15 protein-coding genes are annotated in these 14827 nt (G+C 72.1%); 1 reads left to right on the forward strand and 14 read right to left on the reverse strand.

Annotated elements, in window-relative coordinates; all coding sequences use genetic code 11:
• Window positions 1–52: 52 nt before the first annotated feature.
• From AB5J56_RS18425 to tsaB, 9 genes are all read right to left on the reverse strand, one after another.
• Window positions 53–1027 (reverse strand): carbohydrate ABC transporter permease, encoded by a 975-nt coding sequence (locus tag AB5J56_RS18425; protein WP_369233840.1) that lies wholly within the window; start codon window positions 1025–1027, stop codon window positions 53–55.
• A 71-nt stretch (window positions 1028–1098) separates the two neighbouring features.
• Window positions 1099–2403 (reverse strand): extracellular solute-binding protein, encoded by a 1305-nt coding sequence (locus AB5J56_RS18430; RefSeq protein WP_369233841.1) that lies wholly within the window; start codon window positions 2401–2403, stop codon window positions 1099–1101.
• A gap of 113 nt (window positions 2404–2516) precedes the next feature.
• Window positions 2517–3536 (reverse strand): LacI family DNA-binding transcriptional regulator, encoded by a 1020-nt coding sequence (locus AB5J56_RS18435; protein WP_369233842.1) that lies wholly within the window; start codon window positions 3534–3536, stop codon window positions 2517–2519.
• Window positions 3537–3753: 217 nt separating this feature from the next.
• On the reverse strand, window positions 3754–7014 hold the full coding sequence (locus AB5J56_RS18440; protein WP_369233843.1) for a hypothetical protein: 3261 nt from the start codon (window positions 7012–7014) through the stop codon (window positions 3754–3756).
• A 40-nt stretch (window positions 7015–7054) separates the two neighbouring features.
• Window positions 7055–7444, reverse strand: coding sequence for a hypothetical protein (locus AB5J56_RS18445; protein WP_369233844.1), 390 nt, complete (start codon window positions 7442–7444; stop codon window positions 7055–7057).
• 81 nt (window positions 7445–7525) lie between these two features.
• Window positions 7526–7783: a hypothetical protein gene (locus AB5J56_RS18450; RefSeq protein ID WP_369233845.1), complete on the reverse strand. Its 258-nt coding sequence runs from the start codon at window positions 7781–7783 to the stop codon at window positions 7526–7528.
• Window positions 7780–8877, reverse strand: coding sequence for a tRNA (adenosine(37)-N6)-threonylcarbamoyltransferase complex transferase subunit TsaD (tsaD, locus tag AB5J56_RS18455; protein ID WP_369233846.1), 1098 nt, complete (start codon window positions 8875–8877; stop codon window positions 7780–7782). The genes AB5J56_RS18450 and tsaD overlap by 4 nt, the downstream gene beginning before the upstream one ends.
• Window positions 8870–9346, reverse strand: coding sequence for a ribosomal protein S18-alanine N-acetyltransferase (gene rimI, locus AB5J56_RS18460; RefSeq protein WP_369242636.1), 477 nt, complete (start codon window positions 9344–9346; stop codon window positions 8870–8872). Before rimI ends, tsaD begins: the two co-directional genes overlap by 8 nt.
• A gap of 17 nt (window positions 9347–9363) precedes the next feature.
• On the reverse strand, window positions 9364–10017 hold the full coding sequence (tsaB, locus tag AB5J56_RS18465; protein WP_369233847.1) for a tRNA (adenosine(37)-N6)-threonylcarbamoyltransferase complex dimerization subunit type 1 TsaB: 654 nt from the start codon (window positions 10015–10017) through the stop codon (window positions 9364–9366).
• A gap of 122 nt (window positions 10018–10139) precedes the next feature.
• On the opposite strand from tsaB, the gene AB5J56_RS18470 reads away from it, so the two are divergent.
• Window positions 10140–10694 carry a hypothetical protein gene (locus AB5J56_RS18470; protein WP_369233848.1) on the forward strand — a complete coding sequence of 185 codons (555 nt, stop codon included), beginning with the start codon at window positions 10140–10142 and terminating at the stop codon, window positions 10692–10694.
• An 18-nt stretch (window positions 10695–10712) separates the two neighbouring features.
• On the opposite strand, the gene AB5J56_RS18475 is transcribed toward AB5J56_RS18470, so the two are convergent.
• The 5 genes from AB5J56_RS18475 to AB5J56_RS18495 form a co-directional block, all read right to left on the reverse strand.
• Window positions 10713–10880, reverse strand: coding sequence for a hypothetical protein (locus AB5J56_RS18475; RefSeq protein ID WP_369233849.1), 168 nt, complete (start codon window positions 10878–10880; stop codon window positions 10713–10715).
• A gap of 147 nt (window positions 10881–11027) precedes the next feature.
• Window positions 11028–11561, reverse strand: coding sequence for a tRNA (adenosine(37)-N6)-threonylcarbamoyltransferase complex ATPase subunit type 1 TsaE (gene tsaE, locus AB5J56_RS18480; RefSeq protein WP_369233850.1), 534 nt, complete (start codon window positions 11559–11561; stop codon window positions 11028–11030).
• Window positions 11527–12783, reverse strand: a complete 1257-nt coding sequence (locus tag AB5J56_RS18485; RefSeq protein WP_369233851.1) for an alpha/beta fold hydrolase — start codon at window positions 12781–12783, stop codon at window positions 11527–11529. The genes tsaE and AB5J56_RS18485 overlap by 35 nt, the downstream gene beginning before the upstream one ends.
• Window positions 12784–12835: 52 nt before the next feature.
• Window positions 12836–13993, reverse strand: coding sequence for an alanine racemase (alr, locus tag AB5J56_RS18490; RefSeq protein ID WP_369233852.1), 1158 nt, complete (start codon window positions 13991–13993; stop codon window positions 12836–12838).
• Between the two features lie 58 nt (window positions 13994–14051).
• Entirely contained in the window at window positions 14052–14729 is a 678-nt protein-coding gene (locus AB5J56_RS18495) for a L,D-transpeptidase family protein (RefSeq protein WP_369233853.1), read from the reverse strand.
• Between the last annotated feature and the right edge of the window lie 98 nt (window positions 14730–14827).

A 14827-nucleotide genomic window follows, 5' to 3' on the forward strand; every position in this document is an offset into this window, starting at 1 on the left:
ACCTCCTTCGGTGTCCCCGTCGTGCTGCTCACCGGTGTCCCCGTCGCGCCGCTCATCGGTTTCCTCGCATGGTGGTGATGGCTCCTTCGGTGTCCCGGCGCAGTACGAATCGCTGGTAGGCGAGGGCGAAGACCAGGCTGATCAGGAACATCACGACGCTGATGGCGCTGGCGTAGCCCATCTGATAGCGCTTGAAGCCGTACTGGACCATGCTGATCGCCATGGTTTCGGAGGCGTGGTCGGGGCCGCCGGTGGTGATGACCCAGACCAGGTCGAAGAGCTGGATGGAGTAGACGACGGAGAGGAACGCGCTGATCCGGAGGGTCGGCGCGAGCAGCGGCAGCGTGATGTGCCGGAAGCGCTGCCAGGTGCCGGCGCCGTCGATGCGCGCCGCCTCGTGCAGCTCGGCCGGGATGCCCTGGAGTCCGGCCAGGTAGAGCATCATGTGGAAGCCGAAGTACTTCCACGTCATGACGAGGAAGAGGGTGGGCATGACGCTGTGCTGACCGGCGAACCAGTCACCGCCCAGTCCCGAGAGTCCGACCTTGTCGAGGACCTTGTCGGCGAGCCCCTCCCCCGGCGCGAAGATCATGCTGAACAGCACGCCGGTGATGACCTCGGACAGGATGTACGGGGCGAAGAACAGCATCCGGTACACGGCCCGGCCGCGCAGCTTCTGGTTGAGCAGCACGGCCATGGCGAGCGCGAACGGCAGCTGCACGACGATGGAGAAGCCGATGAGCAGACTGCCGCGCCCCAAGTCCCCGATGAACACAGGGTCCTTGAAGAGCCGGGTGTAGTTGTCGAGGCCGATGCTGTCCGAAGGCGAGCCGAATCCGCCCCAGTTGAAGAAGCTGACGTAGATCGCGTACCCCATCGGCACCAGTACGAGCATGCCGAACAGGGCGAGAGCGGGGACCGTGAACGCGACGGCCGACAGCCAGTCGCGCACCCGGCGCAGCGGCGACCTGCGCCGCCGTGAGCCGGGGGCGGGGTGCCGGCCGTCGTACTTGCCGACGTCGCTCACGTACGGCGCCGACCCCCCTGGAGAAGTCGGATGGGTCGCGGAGGTCGAAGTCGAGTGGGTCATCGGCGGCGCTAGCTCTTCTCGCTCTTGGCGACCTGGGTGACCGAACGCGTCACCTGCTCGGGCGACTTGGAGCCCGCGATGAGCGCGGCGACGCTGTCGTTGATCTCCTGCCCGACGGCGGGGGCGTACGCCTGGTCGAGGTAGAGCTGGAAGCCGGTGGCCTTGTTCAGCATGTCGGAGACGGCGGTGAGGTTGGGGTCGGTGAGCGCGCCAAGCGTCTGCTTGGAGACCGGTATCAGGCCGGTCTGCTTGATGAGCTTCTCCGCGAACTCCTTCTCGGCGAAGAACTTCAGGAAGTCCAGCGCCTCCTGCGGAGCTCCCGTGCGCAGCGCGTGGCCGCCACCTCCGCCGAACACCTCGGTGAGTGCGCCCTTGCCGCCCTCGACCGCCGGGAAGGAGAAGAAGCCGAGGTCCTTGCCGAGGCCCTTGCCGGAGTCGGCCTCGACGATGGGCGCCCACTGGCCCATCAGCTCCATGGCCGCCTTGCCGTTGCCCATCAGGGCCGCCTCGCCGTTCGGGTCGGAGTAGGCCCCGCCGAGGAACCCCTTCTGGAAGGGCTGGAGGGCGACGAGGTCCTTGAGGTGCTGGCCTGCCTTGACGAAGTCGTCGCCGGTGAAGTCGGCGTCGTCGGAGGCCTTCTGCATCGCTTCGAGACCGGCGACGCGCATCGAGAGGTACGCCCAGAAGTACATGCCCGGCCACTTCTCCTTGCCGGCCAGGGCGATGGGGGTGATACCCGCCTTCTTGAGGGCCTTGATGGCGTCGAGGTAGCCGGACCAGGTGGTGGGGGGCGTGGTGATGCCGGCCTTCTTGAAGAGCGCCTTGTTGTACCAGAAGCCGACTGCGCCGATGTCGAAGGGGACGGCGTAGGTCTTGTCGTCGAACTTGTAGGCCGCCATCGACGCGGGCACGTAGTCGGCGGTCCAGGAGATCTTGCCCGTCAGGTCCTCGACCAGTCCGGCGTCGAGCTGCTGCTTGAGGACGCCGCCGCCCCAGGTGTGGAAGATGTCCGGCAGCTTGCCCGAGGCGATCTGCGCGGTCATCTTCTGCTTGTACGCCTCGTTCTCCATCGTGACGACCTTGATCTTCACGTCCGGGTGCGCGGCCTCGAACTCCCTGGCTCGCTGGGCCCACAGCTTCTTCGCGGGCTGGGTCGTGGTGATGTTCCACCACTCGATCGTCTTCTTGCCGGAACCGCCGTCGCTGTCCGAGGAGCCGCACGCGCTCAGCCCGGCCGCGCCGAGGCCGGTCGCCGCGGAGGCCGCCAGGAATCCACGGCGAGAGAAGTTGGAGGTCGTACCAGACGGTCGCATCGCACACCTTCCGGAAGGGAGCCGAAAATTATCGGTCAAGTGCGCACGGAAGTTACGGGCGCGCGACGGGTATGTCAACGCTCCTGACAAATAAGCCTGATCAGACCGCCGCCTCAGCCCAGCGGGGCGGTACTCGCCCGTACCACCAATTCGGTCGCGAGCTCGACCCGAGGCGACGCGGGCTCCTCGCCCTCCGCCAGCCGCAGCACCGTACGCGTCGCCAATTTGCCCATGTCTGCGAGGGGTTGGCGCACGGTGGTCAACGGCGGTGCGGACCAGCGCACTTCGGGCAGATCGTCGAAACCGACGACACTCAGATCCTCGGGCACCCGAAGGCCCCGCCGACGCAGCGCCTCGATCGCTCCCAGCGCCATCTGGTCACTGGAGGCGAACAGCGCGGTGGGCGGTTCCTCCAGGTCGAGCAGGGTGTTGCAGCCGTCGAAGCCGGCGGAGTGGTAGAAGTCGCCGGGGACGATCAGCGCGTCGTCGACAGCGATGTCGGCGCCTTCCAGCGCCGCCCGGTAGCCGTCGAGCCGGGCCCGCGAGCACAGCAGCCGGGGCGGTCCCGCGATGAACCCGATCCGCCGGTGCCCGAGGCCGAGCAGGTGCTCCGTCGCGGCCATGCCGCCGGCCCAGTTGGTGGCGCCGACGGTCGGCATGTCGAGGGCCGGCGAGCCCGCCGGGTCGACCACGACGAGGGGCACGCCGAGCCGCCGCAACTCGTCGTGCAGCCGGGGATCCAGCACGGACGTCACCAGGATCACGCCGTCCGAGGCGCGCGCCCGCAGATTGGTCATCCACTGCTGGGCCGACCCCGACGCCCCGTGGATGGCCGACACCACCGTGCCCACCCCGGAGTCGTGCGCGACCTCCTCGACCCCGCGGATGATCTCCACCGCCCAGGGGCTGTCGAGGTCGTTGAAGACCAGGTCGATCAACGCGGCCCGGTCGCCCGGGGCGTTCGGTTTCCGCTGGTAGCCGTGGTGGCGCAGCAGGTCCTCGACCCGGGCCCGGGTCTCCGGCGACACGTCGGAGCGGCCGTTCACGACACGGGACACGGTGGGCACCGAGACCCCGGCCTCCCGGGCGATCTCGGTGATCGTCACCTTGTTCCTGATGCTCTCCCGGGCCACGCGCCCACCTCCGTTGCCGAAACCTTGCAGGGGCCTTCCGGAAAACCGGAGTCCGGCGTGAAGGCTACAGGGAGGGTGCGCGCGGCCGCTTCAGCCCGACTGCGCGGCAGCGTGCAGCGCCTCCTCCGCCGGCCATGCACCCGGAGTCACGACACCACCGCCGTGAGGTCCACACCGCACCCGCGTACTCCGCCCCCAGTACTGCCGTACCCCCGGGCTACGGACGTTCGAGGATCAGCTCGTCGGCGACCAGCGCCAGCACGTCGGGGGCGACGTCGGCGAGGGCGTCGACGGCCGTGTGCCATTCGCCCAGCCGCAGCGCCTCGGCAATCAGCGCGCACGCGCGCGCCGTTCCGACGTGGCGGGCCACGCCAGCCAGCGCCTGCGCCTGCCGTTCGGGGGCGGTGACGGTCCGGGCGACGGCCAGGGCACGGTCCGCGTCGCCCACCCGGGCCATGAGCTCCGCCCGCTCGGCCAGGGCTGATTCCCGCTCGCGTGGATCGGTGAAGGTCCTCGTGACGGCCACGGCTTCCTGGGCCAGTTCCCTGGCCGGTTCGACGGCACCCGCCACGGCCAGCGCCCCGGCCGCGTCCGCCAGCGCCCGCGCGTGTTCGCCCGGATCGGTGAGATTCCTGGCCTCCGCCACGGCAAACCGGGCGAGGTACGCGCCGCGCTCCACGTCACCGGCCTCCACCAGCGCCTTCGCCAGGGAGGCGAACTCCAGCGCCCGCGAATAGGGATTGGCGACCTCCCAGACCATGGTCTCGGCTTCCTCGATGAGTTCCTCGGCGAGGTCCGCGTCGCCTGTCGCGGCCGCCATCTCCGCCGCCTTCAGCAGCGCCTGCGCCCGCAACCCGTTGTGGCCGACCGTGCGGGCCAGGTCCAGGCCCTCCTGGGCGAGGGCCGCTGCCTGCTCCGTCCGCCCCGTCCGCGCCGCCTCCGCCACCACCCCCGCCAGGGCCGACAGCCGGTGCTGTGTCCACCGGTGGTCGATGGCCCGCGCCACGGTTTCGGCGCCGTCCGGATCGCCCGCCCGGGCCAGCGCGACCGCCATCGCCGCCCATATCTCCGGCGCCACCCACCCGTCGGTGATCGTCCGTGCCACGGCGACGGCGCGCCGTATGTTCCCGGCCCGTGCCAGCGCCCGCGCCACCTCCGCCATCGTCCGGTCCCGTGTCGGCGGGTCTGTGACGGTCCGTGCCACGGCCGCGGCGCGCCGTACGTCCCCCACTCGCGCCAGCGCCTTCGCCAGTGCGGCCTGCCGCTCGGACGTGTCGGTGCCGCTCCGGGCCAGGGCCTCGGCCTCGAACGCGAGGTCCTGAGCGCGACCGGCGTCCCCCGCCCGGGCCACCGCCTCCGCGACGTCCGCCAGCGCCTGTGCCTGCTCCGACGGCACGGTGATGGTCCGGGCGGTGGCGAGGGCACGGTCCACGTTCCCGGCCCGGGCCATCGCTCCCACCACCGTCACCAACGCCCCCGCCCGCTCCCACGGTTCGGCGACGGTCTCCGCGAGGGCGAGGGCACGGTCCAACTCCCCCACCCGGACCGCCGCCGTCGCCAGCATGGCAGCCTCCATGTCACGGCGCTCCAGGTCGTTGATCGCCTGGATCTCGATCGTCGCCCTGTCGGCACGTGTCTCGGCCGGGCCGGGGTCCTCCCCCCGGAGTACCGCCAGCGCCAGGTCAGCCTTCGCCAGCGCCGCCTCCCGCAGGTCCGGGAACTCCTCGATCCGCGCCACGGCCACCGCCTCGCGAACGATGTCCTGGGCGCGATGCGCCCCGACCGTCCCGGCCAGTGTCCCGGCCACCTCCGTCAAGGACGCCGCCTGCACATACGGGCTGGTGATGGTCCGGGCCACGACCACGGCATCCTCGGCCAGCTGCGCGGCGCGATCGGCCTCCCCGGCCCCGGTCAGTGCCCCCGCCGCCTCCGCCAGCGCCTGGCACTGCCAGCCCGGGTCGGTGATCGCCCGGGCCACTGCCTCCGCCTCCTCGGCCACCTCCCGTGCCCCGAGGACGCTGCCGCCGGCCAGGTCCTGGGTCCCGTGGCCACGACCGCGCTCGGCCAGCACGCCGCTGAGTGAGGTCAGTGCGCTGACCCGCAGCCACGGCCTCGGGATGGACCGGGCCAGGGCCTCCGCGCGCAGGGGTTGCCCCAACAGGGCCCATACGGCGGGCAGGGACGTCGGAATGTCGCGGTTCCGTCCGCTGAGGTGGTCGCGGCGCACCGCCAGGAGCGTCAGGGTCCGCAGATCCGGCCGGTCCCCGCTGTGCAGCGCGTCCTGCGCGGCGCCGATCTCGGCCAGCGCGGCGGTGTCCGCGCCGCTCGCCTCCAGCAGCCGGGCATGGCGCGCCCGGTCCAGGGCGAGGCCGGTCATCCTGTCCAGGTCCCCGTCGGCGCCGAGCAGCCGGAAGTACCCGCGCAGCAGGTACTCCGGCGTCCCGGCGGGCCACTTCTCCTCCCGGTACCGGTCCGCCCAGGCGTGCAGCCGTTCCCGGTACTCCGTCACCCGCGGCGCGCTCAGCCGGCGCAGGACGTCGAGCTGGAGCTCCTCGTGCCCGAGCACGTAGACGTCGGCCGCCGCCCCGGCCCAGCCGTACGCGGGCCGCCGGGCGATCGTGTTCCCGGCCGCGACGCGCAGGAACTCCTCGACCTCCGCCGCCCGGCGGCCCGTCAGCTCGGCCAGGTCCTGCCCGCTCAGACCGCCCCCGGCCACGGCGACGAGCGCCGGCAGGTCCTGGTCCGCCGCCGTACCGCCCAGCAGCCGCTCCAGCTCCCGCTCGGCGTCGTTCCGGACGGCCCCGGCGTGCGAGGACGCCTCCAACAGCCGTTGAACGGACGGGTTCCGCAGCGGATGGCCGTCCGGCACGTCCTCGGGAACGGGATGGTCGCGCCGCCCCGCCACCACCACTCGCATGCCGGCCGGGGGCCGGGCCGGCAGCAGTGCGGCGATGCTCTGCGTCCCGGCCCCGCTGTCCTCGTCGAGGCCGTCGACCACCAGCACGAGCCGCCGCCCCTGCCGTTCGCAGGCTGTGGCCGCGGCATAGAGCAGCGCCCACAGGTGCGCGGGGCGGGCCGCGGGGGTCACGTACGGCGCGGGCTCTCCCAGAAGCGTCGCCAACTGCTCGATGACGACGTCGAGGAACGCCTCGCGGTCATTCTGGGCGGCGAGGCGGGCGGTGATGAAGAACGAGACGACGCACGTCCCCGGCGGCGGGTTCAGGACCAGCCAGGACATCAGGGCGGTCTTCCCCGTCCAGGCCCGGCCGCGCAGCCACAGATAGTCCCGGTCGTCCAAGCACGTGCAGAAGTCGGCCAGTTGAGCCAGTTCCGCGTCTCGGTCCAGCAAGGCCTCGGGGGCGATCAGCTCCACCTGCCGACGGTAGGCGGACAGTGCGGCCGGAAAGACGGGCGCGAATACGTTGAACTGGACGTTCCCGGAGCCGATCTGCACGCCCCGGGCCCCCTTGGCGCTCACCTCGGGCCCCGTCCCGCCCGTGTCCACAGGGATGTTCCCGTCAGTTGAACGTGTTGGTCTGGGTGTTGTGGTCGCCTACCTGCACACCCTTGGCCTGGCTCGCGTCGACGACGTACGCCCCCGTGGTGTGCCCGGCCGCCTTCAGCAGCGACCGCGCCGCGGCAAGGATCCCCTCGTCGGAATCCGCGTCGGCCGCCGTCAGCGCCGCACGCAGCCGGGCCTCCCACACGCCGGGCTCGACCTCGCTCGCGTCCAGGACGTCCAGGGCCTCGTTGCCGTCTGCGGTCGCGTCACCACGGGCGGCGAGGCGCACCCGTATCGCTTCGCGCAGGCCGTCGCAGGCCTCGCGGACCGCACTGCTCGCCGTGTCCGTGAGCCCCGCCGAAGCACCGGCCGCGAGCGCGGCCACGATCAGTTCCACTCCAGTCATACCCGCCTCGTCGCCAAGCCGATCTCCGGCCCAGCATCGCTCAGCGGCATCAACACCCGCAAGCCATACGCCTCTTGAGCGTCAGAAGTCACCCACCGACTCGAACCGCCACCGGTGCACCGCCCGGCTCACCAACTCCCCGTCAGGCTCCGGGAGTTCGGGCAGTTCGGCGTCGTAGGCCGCATCCCACCAGGTGATGACGAGGACGCGGTCCTGAGAGCCCCGCAGGGTCTCCCGGCGCAGCGGCCGCCCGGGGAGGTCCTGCTTGCGGGCCCAGGCCAGCAGGTCCGCGCCGCGACCCTCAACGGCGCGGGCCTCCCACATCAGCGCGACGGTCACGAGTACAGGTTCTCCTTGCTGACCTCGTGCACATGGTCGTGCGCGTGCGCGCGGCCCGGCACATGCGGGTCCGTCACCGGCAGCGACGAGTCCGCCGACAGGTCCCAGTCCGAGGCGGACCGGTTCCGGGCCACCATCTCGGCGCCCAGCGCGGCCACCATCGCCCCGTTGTCCGTGCACAGCTTGGGGCGCGGCACGCGGAGCCGGATCCCGGCGGCCTCGCACCGCTCCTGGGCGAGCACGCGCAGCCGCGAGTTGGCGGCGACACCGCCGCCGATCATGAGGTGGTCGACGCCCTGGTCCTTGCAGGCCCGTACGGCCTTACGGGTCAGCACGTCCACCACCGCCTCCTGGAAGGACGCGGCGACATCGCGCACCGGCACCTCCTCGCCCGCCGCCCGCTTCGCCTCGATCCAGCGGGCCACGGAGGTCTTCAGGCCGGAGAAGGAGAAGTCGTACGCGGCATCGCGCGGGCCGGTCAGGCCGCGCGGGAACGCGATGGCACGAGGGTCGCCCTCCTTGGCGTACCGGTCGATGACCGGGCCGCCGGGGAAGCCGAGGTTCAGCACGCGGGCGATCTTGTCGAAGGCCTCGCCGGCCGCGTCGTCGATGGTCGCGCCCATCGGCCGTACGTCGGAGGTGATGTCCGTGGACAGGAGCAGCGACGAGTGTCCGCCGGAGACCAGGAGGGCCATCGTCGGCTCGGGCAGCGCGCCGTGCTCCAGCTGGTCCACGCAGATGTGCGAGGCGAGGTGGTTGACGCCGTAGAGCGGCTTGCCGAGCGCGTAGGCGTACGCCTTCGCCGCCGAGACTCCGACGAGCAGCGCACCGGCGAGCCCGGGGCCCGCCGTCACGGCGATGCCGTCCAGGTCGCGGGCGGTCACCCCGGCGTCCTTCAGCGCCCGCTGGATGGTCGGGATCATCGCCTCCAGGTGGGCGCGGGAGGCGACCTCCGGGACGACACCGCCGAAGCGCGCGTGCTCGTCGACACTGGACGCGACGGCGTCCGCGAGCAGGGTGTGGCCGCGGACGATGCCGACGCCGGTCTCGTCGCAGGAGGTCTCGATGCCGAGGACGAGCGGTTCGTCAGCCATTGATCTCGGTTCCTTGTACGGATGTTGACGGGTCGTTGAGGCGCATCACCAGGGCGTCCACGTTCCCCGGCTGGTAGTAGCCGCGTCTGAAACCGATGGGCTCGAAGCCGAAGCGCTCGTAGAGCTTCTGCGCGCGGACGTTGTCCACCCGGCATTCGAGCAGCACCTCGGCGCACTCGAAGGCCGTCGCGGCCCGCAGCAGTTCGGTCAGCAGCCGCGAGCCGAGGCCGGAGCCCCACTGGTCGCGGGCGACGGCGATGGTCTGTACGTCGGCCAGGTCGCCGGTGGCGGCGAGTCCGGCGTAGCCGATCACCCGCTTCTCGGGCGTCTCGGCCACCACGTACCGCCGCGTCGCATCCGGGCCCCGCGCGTGGGCCAGTTCGGACCAGAACATGCCCCGGGACCAGGCGTCCTCGGGGAACAGTTCCTTCTCCAGCTCCAGCACGGGATCGAGGTCCCACCAACGCATCTCGCGCAGCTCGGACGTCACTTGGGGGTGACCACCTTGTAGTTCTTGGGGACCTGCGCGTCGGGACGGCGCAGGTACAGCGGCCGGGGCGCGGCCGGTTCCTCGCCCGCCGCCAGCTTCTCGGCGGCGAGCGCGGCGAGGGCGCCCGCGGAGACGTTCTCGGGGGCGCGGGCGTCGGGGAAGGTGTCGGGGTAGAGCAGCGCGCCCGCGCCGACGGCGGGCAGCCCCGCGACGGTCTCGGCGATGTCGGCGGGCCGGTCGACGGCAGGGTCCGTGACGCGTGTACGTGGGTCCTCGTAGCGCGCCCAGTACACCTCCTTGCGCCGTGCGTCCGTCGCGACGACGAAGGGCCCCTCGACCTCGGCCGCGTACGCGAGCCCGTCGAGGGTGCACAGGCCGTACACGGGGACGCCGAGGGCGAGTCCGAAGGTGTCGGCGGTCATGAGGCCGACGCGCAGCCCGGTGTAGGGGCCGGGTCCGACGCCGACGACGACACCGGTGACGGCGTCGAGCTTCAGCCCGGCCTCGGCGAGCACGCGGTCGACGGCCGGCAGCAGCAGTTCCCCGTGCCGTCGCGCGTCCACCTGGCTCGACGAGGCGACGACGGACGTGCCGTCGTGCAGGGCGACGGTCACGGCGGGGGTGGCGGTATCCAGAGCGAGCAAGAGCACGCAAACAGCCTACGGCGCCCGGGACCGGAGCACGGCCGCCCAGGGTTGCCGCATTCCGGCTGCTACCGTCACCACAAGCGGGGTACAGGGTTCGAACGTGGTACGAGAGGTGGGCACACAAGGTGGCTAGGAGCAGCTCGGGATTCGTGGCCGGGCTCACCGTGGCGGCCGTCGCCGCCGTCAGCTTCCTCGCCTACCAGGCGTCGGCGAACGTACCGGACGACCTGGGCAAACCGCACGCGAGCGCCTCCCCCAAGGCCGCCACCTCCAAGACCCCGCGCGACAAGAAGAACCCGGCGGCGCTGCCCGCCCCGTCCGGCGCCGGCGAGCGGGTCGTCTACTCCACCGGCGCCGACCGCGTCTGGCTGGTCGGCGCGAACGGCAAGGTCCGGCGCACCTTCAAGGTCACCCCCAGCGCGATCGACCCGACGCCCGCCACCTACTCGGTCACGTCCCGCTCGAACGCCGTGACCGGTTCCGACGGCACCCCGATCGAGCACGTCGTCCGCTTCGCGAGCAACCAGGGCGTGGCGATCGGCTTCAGCGCCGCCGTCAGCGGCTCGACCGCCGCGCCGGACCCGTCCGCCAGGACGGGCGGCATCCGCGAGTCCCGCGCGGACGGCGACGCGATGTGGGACTTCGCGACGATCGGCCAGAAGGTCGTCGTCGTTCAGTAGCGGTTGATCCCGTGGCTCTTACGCCGCTTCGGGGCGCCGCAGCCGTACGGGCTCGGTCCTCGGTGGCGCGGGCGGGCGCGGTGGTGTGGACACCGCGTCCGCCGCCGCGCACGACGCCAGCAGGTCCCGCATCGACACCGCGGCCGTCACGCGCGGCAGCGCCTGGTCTCGTTCGGATGCCGGCATGGACGCCTCCTGGGGCCGCGGGGGCAAGCGTGGTTAGGTAGACCTAACTACGAGCTGGTATCCATGTGACCATGCCCGGGACGCCGTACGCAACATCTTGCCGACGTCTTGTCGGAACATTCATGCACGGCTCCCCTGGTCAGGCGATCAGGCCGAGAGGACGCTCAGGTCGGCGGTCGTCCAGCGCGCCCCGAGCCCGGTCAGCGTGACGTGCCGTACCTCGTCCGTGGTGTCTCCGACGGCCCGGTGGATGACGACGTGCAGCCGGTCGTCGGTCAGTTCCTCGACCTTGCCCTCGCCCCACTCGACGACGATCACCGAGTCGGAGAGCGACACGTCGAGGTCGAGGTCCTCCATCTCGTCGAGCCCGCCGCCGAGGCGGTACGCGTCCACGTGGACGAGGGGCGGCCCCTGGACGAGGGAGGGGTGCACGCGGGCGATGACGAACGTCGGGGAGGTGACCGCGCCCCGGACGCCGAGCCCCTCCCCGAGCCCGCGGGTCAGCGTGGTCTTGCCCGCGCCGAGCTCGCCGTTGAGCATGACCAGGTCGCCCGGGCGCAGCAGCTTGGCCAGCCGGCGGCCCAACTCCTGCATCTGTTCGGGGGAGTTGACGGTGATCTCCTCGCTGACGCCCCCCGCAGAAGGCTCAGCCGGGTTGTGCGGTGCTGCTGGTGCTTCCATAGCCCAACACGGTAGCTCCTGCGGGGACGGCGCCCGCGCGCACGAGGAGGTCGGCGAGACGGTCCGTGACGACCTCGGGGTGCTCGAGCATCACCAGGTGCCCGGCATCGGGAACGAGCACCAGTTCGGCGTCCGGCAGCAGGTCGGCGATGGCCTCGCTGTGCTCGCTCGGCGTCACCAGGTCCTTGACCCCGGCGAGAACGAGGACCGGCAGCTCGGCGAAGTGCGCCAGGGCCTCGGTCTTGTCGTGCTCGGTGAACGCCGGGTAGAACTCGGCGACCACGTCGATGGGGGTGCTCTCGATCATCCGCTCGGCGAACCGGGCGACGGCCGGGTCGACGTCCCGGGACGCGAACGAGTACCGCTTGATGATCCCGGCGAACAGGTCGGCGGTGGCCCGCCGCCCGCGCTCCACCAGCGCGGCCTGCTGCCCCAGGGCCTTCAGAACACCGGGCAGTACGCGGCGCACCGCATTGACGCCCGCGACGGGGAGCCCGAAGTTGACCTCGCCGAGCCGCCCCGACGACGTACCGACGAGAGCGACGGCGACGACGCGGTCGCGGATCAGTTCGGGGTAGTGGTCGGCCAGGGCCATCACGGTCATGCCGCCCATGGAGTGACCGACCAGCACGATCGGGCCCTCGGGCACGGCGGCGTCGATGACCGCCCTCAGGTCACGGCCGAGCTGGTCGATGGAGACGGGCGTGCCGTCCTGCACCTGGGCGGCGCCGCGACCGGAGCGGCCGTGGCTGCGCTGGTCCCAGTGCACGGTGCGGACGACACCGCGCAGCGCGGCCCGCTGGAAGTGCCAGGAGTCCTGGTTGAGGCAGTAGCCGTGGCTGAAGACGACGGTGACGGGGGCCGGGGCCTTGCGCCCGAAGAGCCGGCGGCGGCGCGGGGTGAACGTGGCGTCCTGCTCGACGTCGTCGACCTCGTAATACAGCTCGGTGCCGTCGTCGGCGTACGCCTTGCCGGGGGTGCCGCGCAGCGATCCGAAGGGGCCGGTCGAGTCGAGGGCGAGCCGGGCCTTGGCGCGCATGCCGCGGCCCACGGTGAGCCGCTCCAGCGCGACACCGGCGGCGGCGCCCGCGGCGACGACGCCTATCGCGGCGCCGGCGAGACCGGCCTTGCGCCAGTTGCCGGCGGCTCCCCCGTTCTGGGCGGCGGAGGCGGCGGCCGCCGTGACGGCGCTCACGACCGCCTCCGCACTGCTCTCGCTCACGTACCGCTCCTCTTCGCTGAAGTCACCCGCCGGTCGTACACCCCTGCGGGGGCTACTTGTTCTGTTCCTCGTTCACATTCACGTAGACGCGGGGAACGCGGGTTCCGATGCGTGTGACGATTTCGTAAGCGATGGTGCCCGCGGCCTGAGCCCAGTCCTCGGCGGTGGGCTCACCGCGGTCGCCCGGCCCGAAGAGGACGGCCTCCGCGCCCGGCCCGGGGTCGTCTCCCCCGAGGTCCACGACGAACTGGTCCATCGCGATCCGGCCCGCGGCCGTACGCCACTTGCCGCCGACCAGCACGGGGCCGGTGCCGGAGGCGTGCCGTGGGATGCCGTCCGCGTAGCCGACGGGGACGAGGCCGAGGGTCGTTTCGCCGGGGGTGACGTAGTGATGCCCGTAGCTGACGCCGTGACCCCCCGGAACCTGCTTCACCAGGGCGAGGGAGGCGCTCAGTGTCATCACGGGTCGCAGGCCCAGGTCGGCCGGGGTGCCGATCTCCGGGCTCGGGGAGATGCCGTAGATCGCGATGCCGGTGCGCACGAGGTCGAAGTGGGCATCGGGAAGCGTGAGCGTGGCGGGCGAGTTGGCGATGTGCCGCACCTCGGGGCGGACGCCCTGCTCCTCGGCGTACGCCACCATCGCGCGGAAGCGGGTGAGCTGGGCCTGGATGGAGGGGTGGCCGGGTTCGTCGGCGCAGGCGAAGTGCGACCAGAGGCCGGTGACGGTCACGAGACCCTCACCCTCGGCGCGCAGCGCCTCGGCGACGAGGTCGGGCCAGTCGCCTGGCCCCGAGCCGTTCCGCCCGAGGCCGGTGTCGGCCTTGAGCTGGACGCGGGCGGGCCGGCCGGCCTCGCGCGCGGCCGCGGTGACCTCGCGCAGCGCCCACAGGCCGCTCACCGACACGTCGAGATCGGCCTCGATGGCCTGCCGCCAGGGGCCGCCCGGCGTCCACAGCCAGCACATGATCCGCCCGGGCAGCCCCGCCTCGCGCAGCGCGAGCGCCTCCTGCGGCGTGGCGGTGCCGAGCCAGCCGGCGCCCGCCTCGACGGCCGCGCGGGCGCACGGGACCGCCCCGTGGCCGTACGCGTCGGACTTGACCACGGCCATCAGGGCCGCGCCCGGCGCCTGGGCGCGCAGGGTCCGCACGTTGGCCCGCAGGGCGGCCAGATCGATCTCAGCGCGTGCGCGCAGTGGGGCTGTGTCAGTCATCGCGCCCCCAGTGTCTCAGAGGGGTCCGACAGCCTCCCGGCGCCATACGTGAAGCGGCTCAGGTGCCGGCCCTGCGCCCCCACACGTACACACGGTCGCCCTTCTTGAGGACGCGCCACAGGGTGCGGGCGTCGGCGAGCCGCAGATTCACGCAGCCCCACGAGCCGTTCGGGTCGTAGACGCTGCCGGGAATGGCGTGGAAGGCCTGTCCCCGGTCGAAGAACTGGCTGTACGGCATCGCGGTGTGGTAGATCGACGACACATGGTTGCGGTGCTTCCAGTAGACCCGGTGCCACCCGGTCCTGGTCCGGTACCCCGCCTTCCCGCTCCGCATCGGCACGGGCCCCCACAGCACCCGATTCCCCTTCTGCACCCAGGTCAGCTGCCGCTTCAGATCGACACAGGCAACGCGGTACGACCGCACAGGGCACTTCCCGGCCGCGTTCGGGTCCTTCCGCGCCGACAGCAACCGCATGGTCCCCCAGGTGGCGGGCCCGGCGTAGCCGCGGTCGGGCGTGATCCCGTGCCGTCGCTGGAAGGCGCGAATGGCGGCACAGTCGCTCCCGGACTGCCGCCCGTCGACGCGGAGCTTCAGCCATCGCTCGACCTGCCGCTGGTAGGGGCCGGTCCGGGCGTTGCACCCCACGGCTGCCGAGCCGGGGCCGGCGGCGACCGCGCTGCCCACGGGCATCGCGGCGACGACGGTGAGCAGCACGGCGATCCCTCGAAAGGTCATCCGTCTCATACGTCCTCTGATCATGCGATCAGAGAAACGTGCGGCTTCGGCGTGGCGGACGGAGCCGCGCGGAGGGGTCCCCCGTTTGTCAGCTAATT

Source organism: Streptomyces sp. R21, assembly GCF_041051975.1.
Classification (GTDB): Bacteria; Actinomycetota; Actinomycetes; order Streptomycetales; family Streptomycetaceae; genus Streptomyces.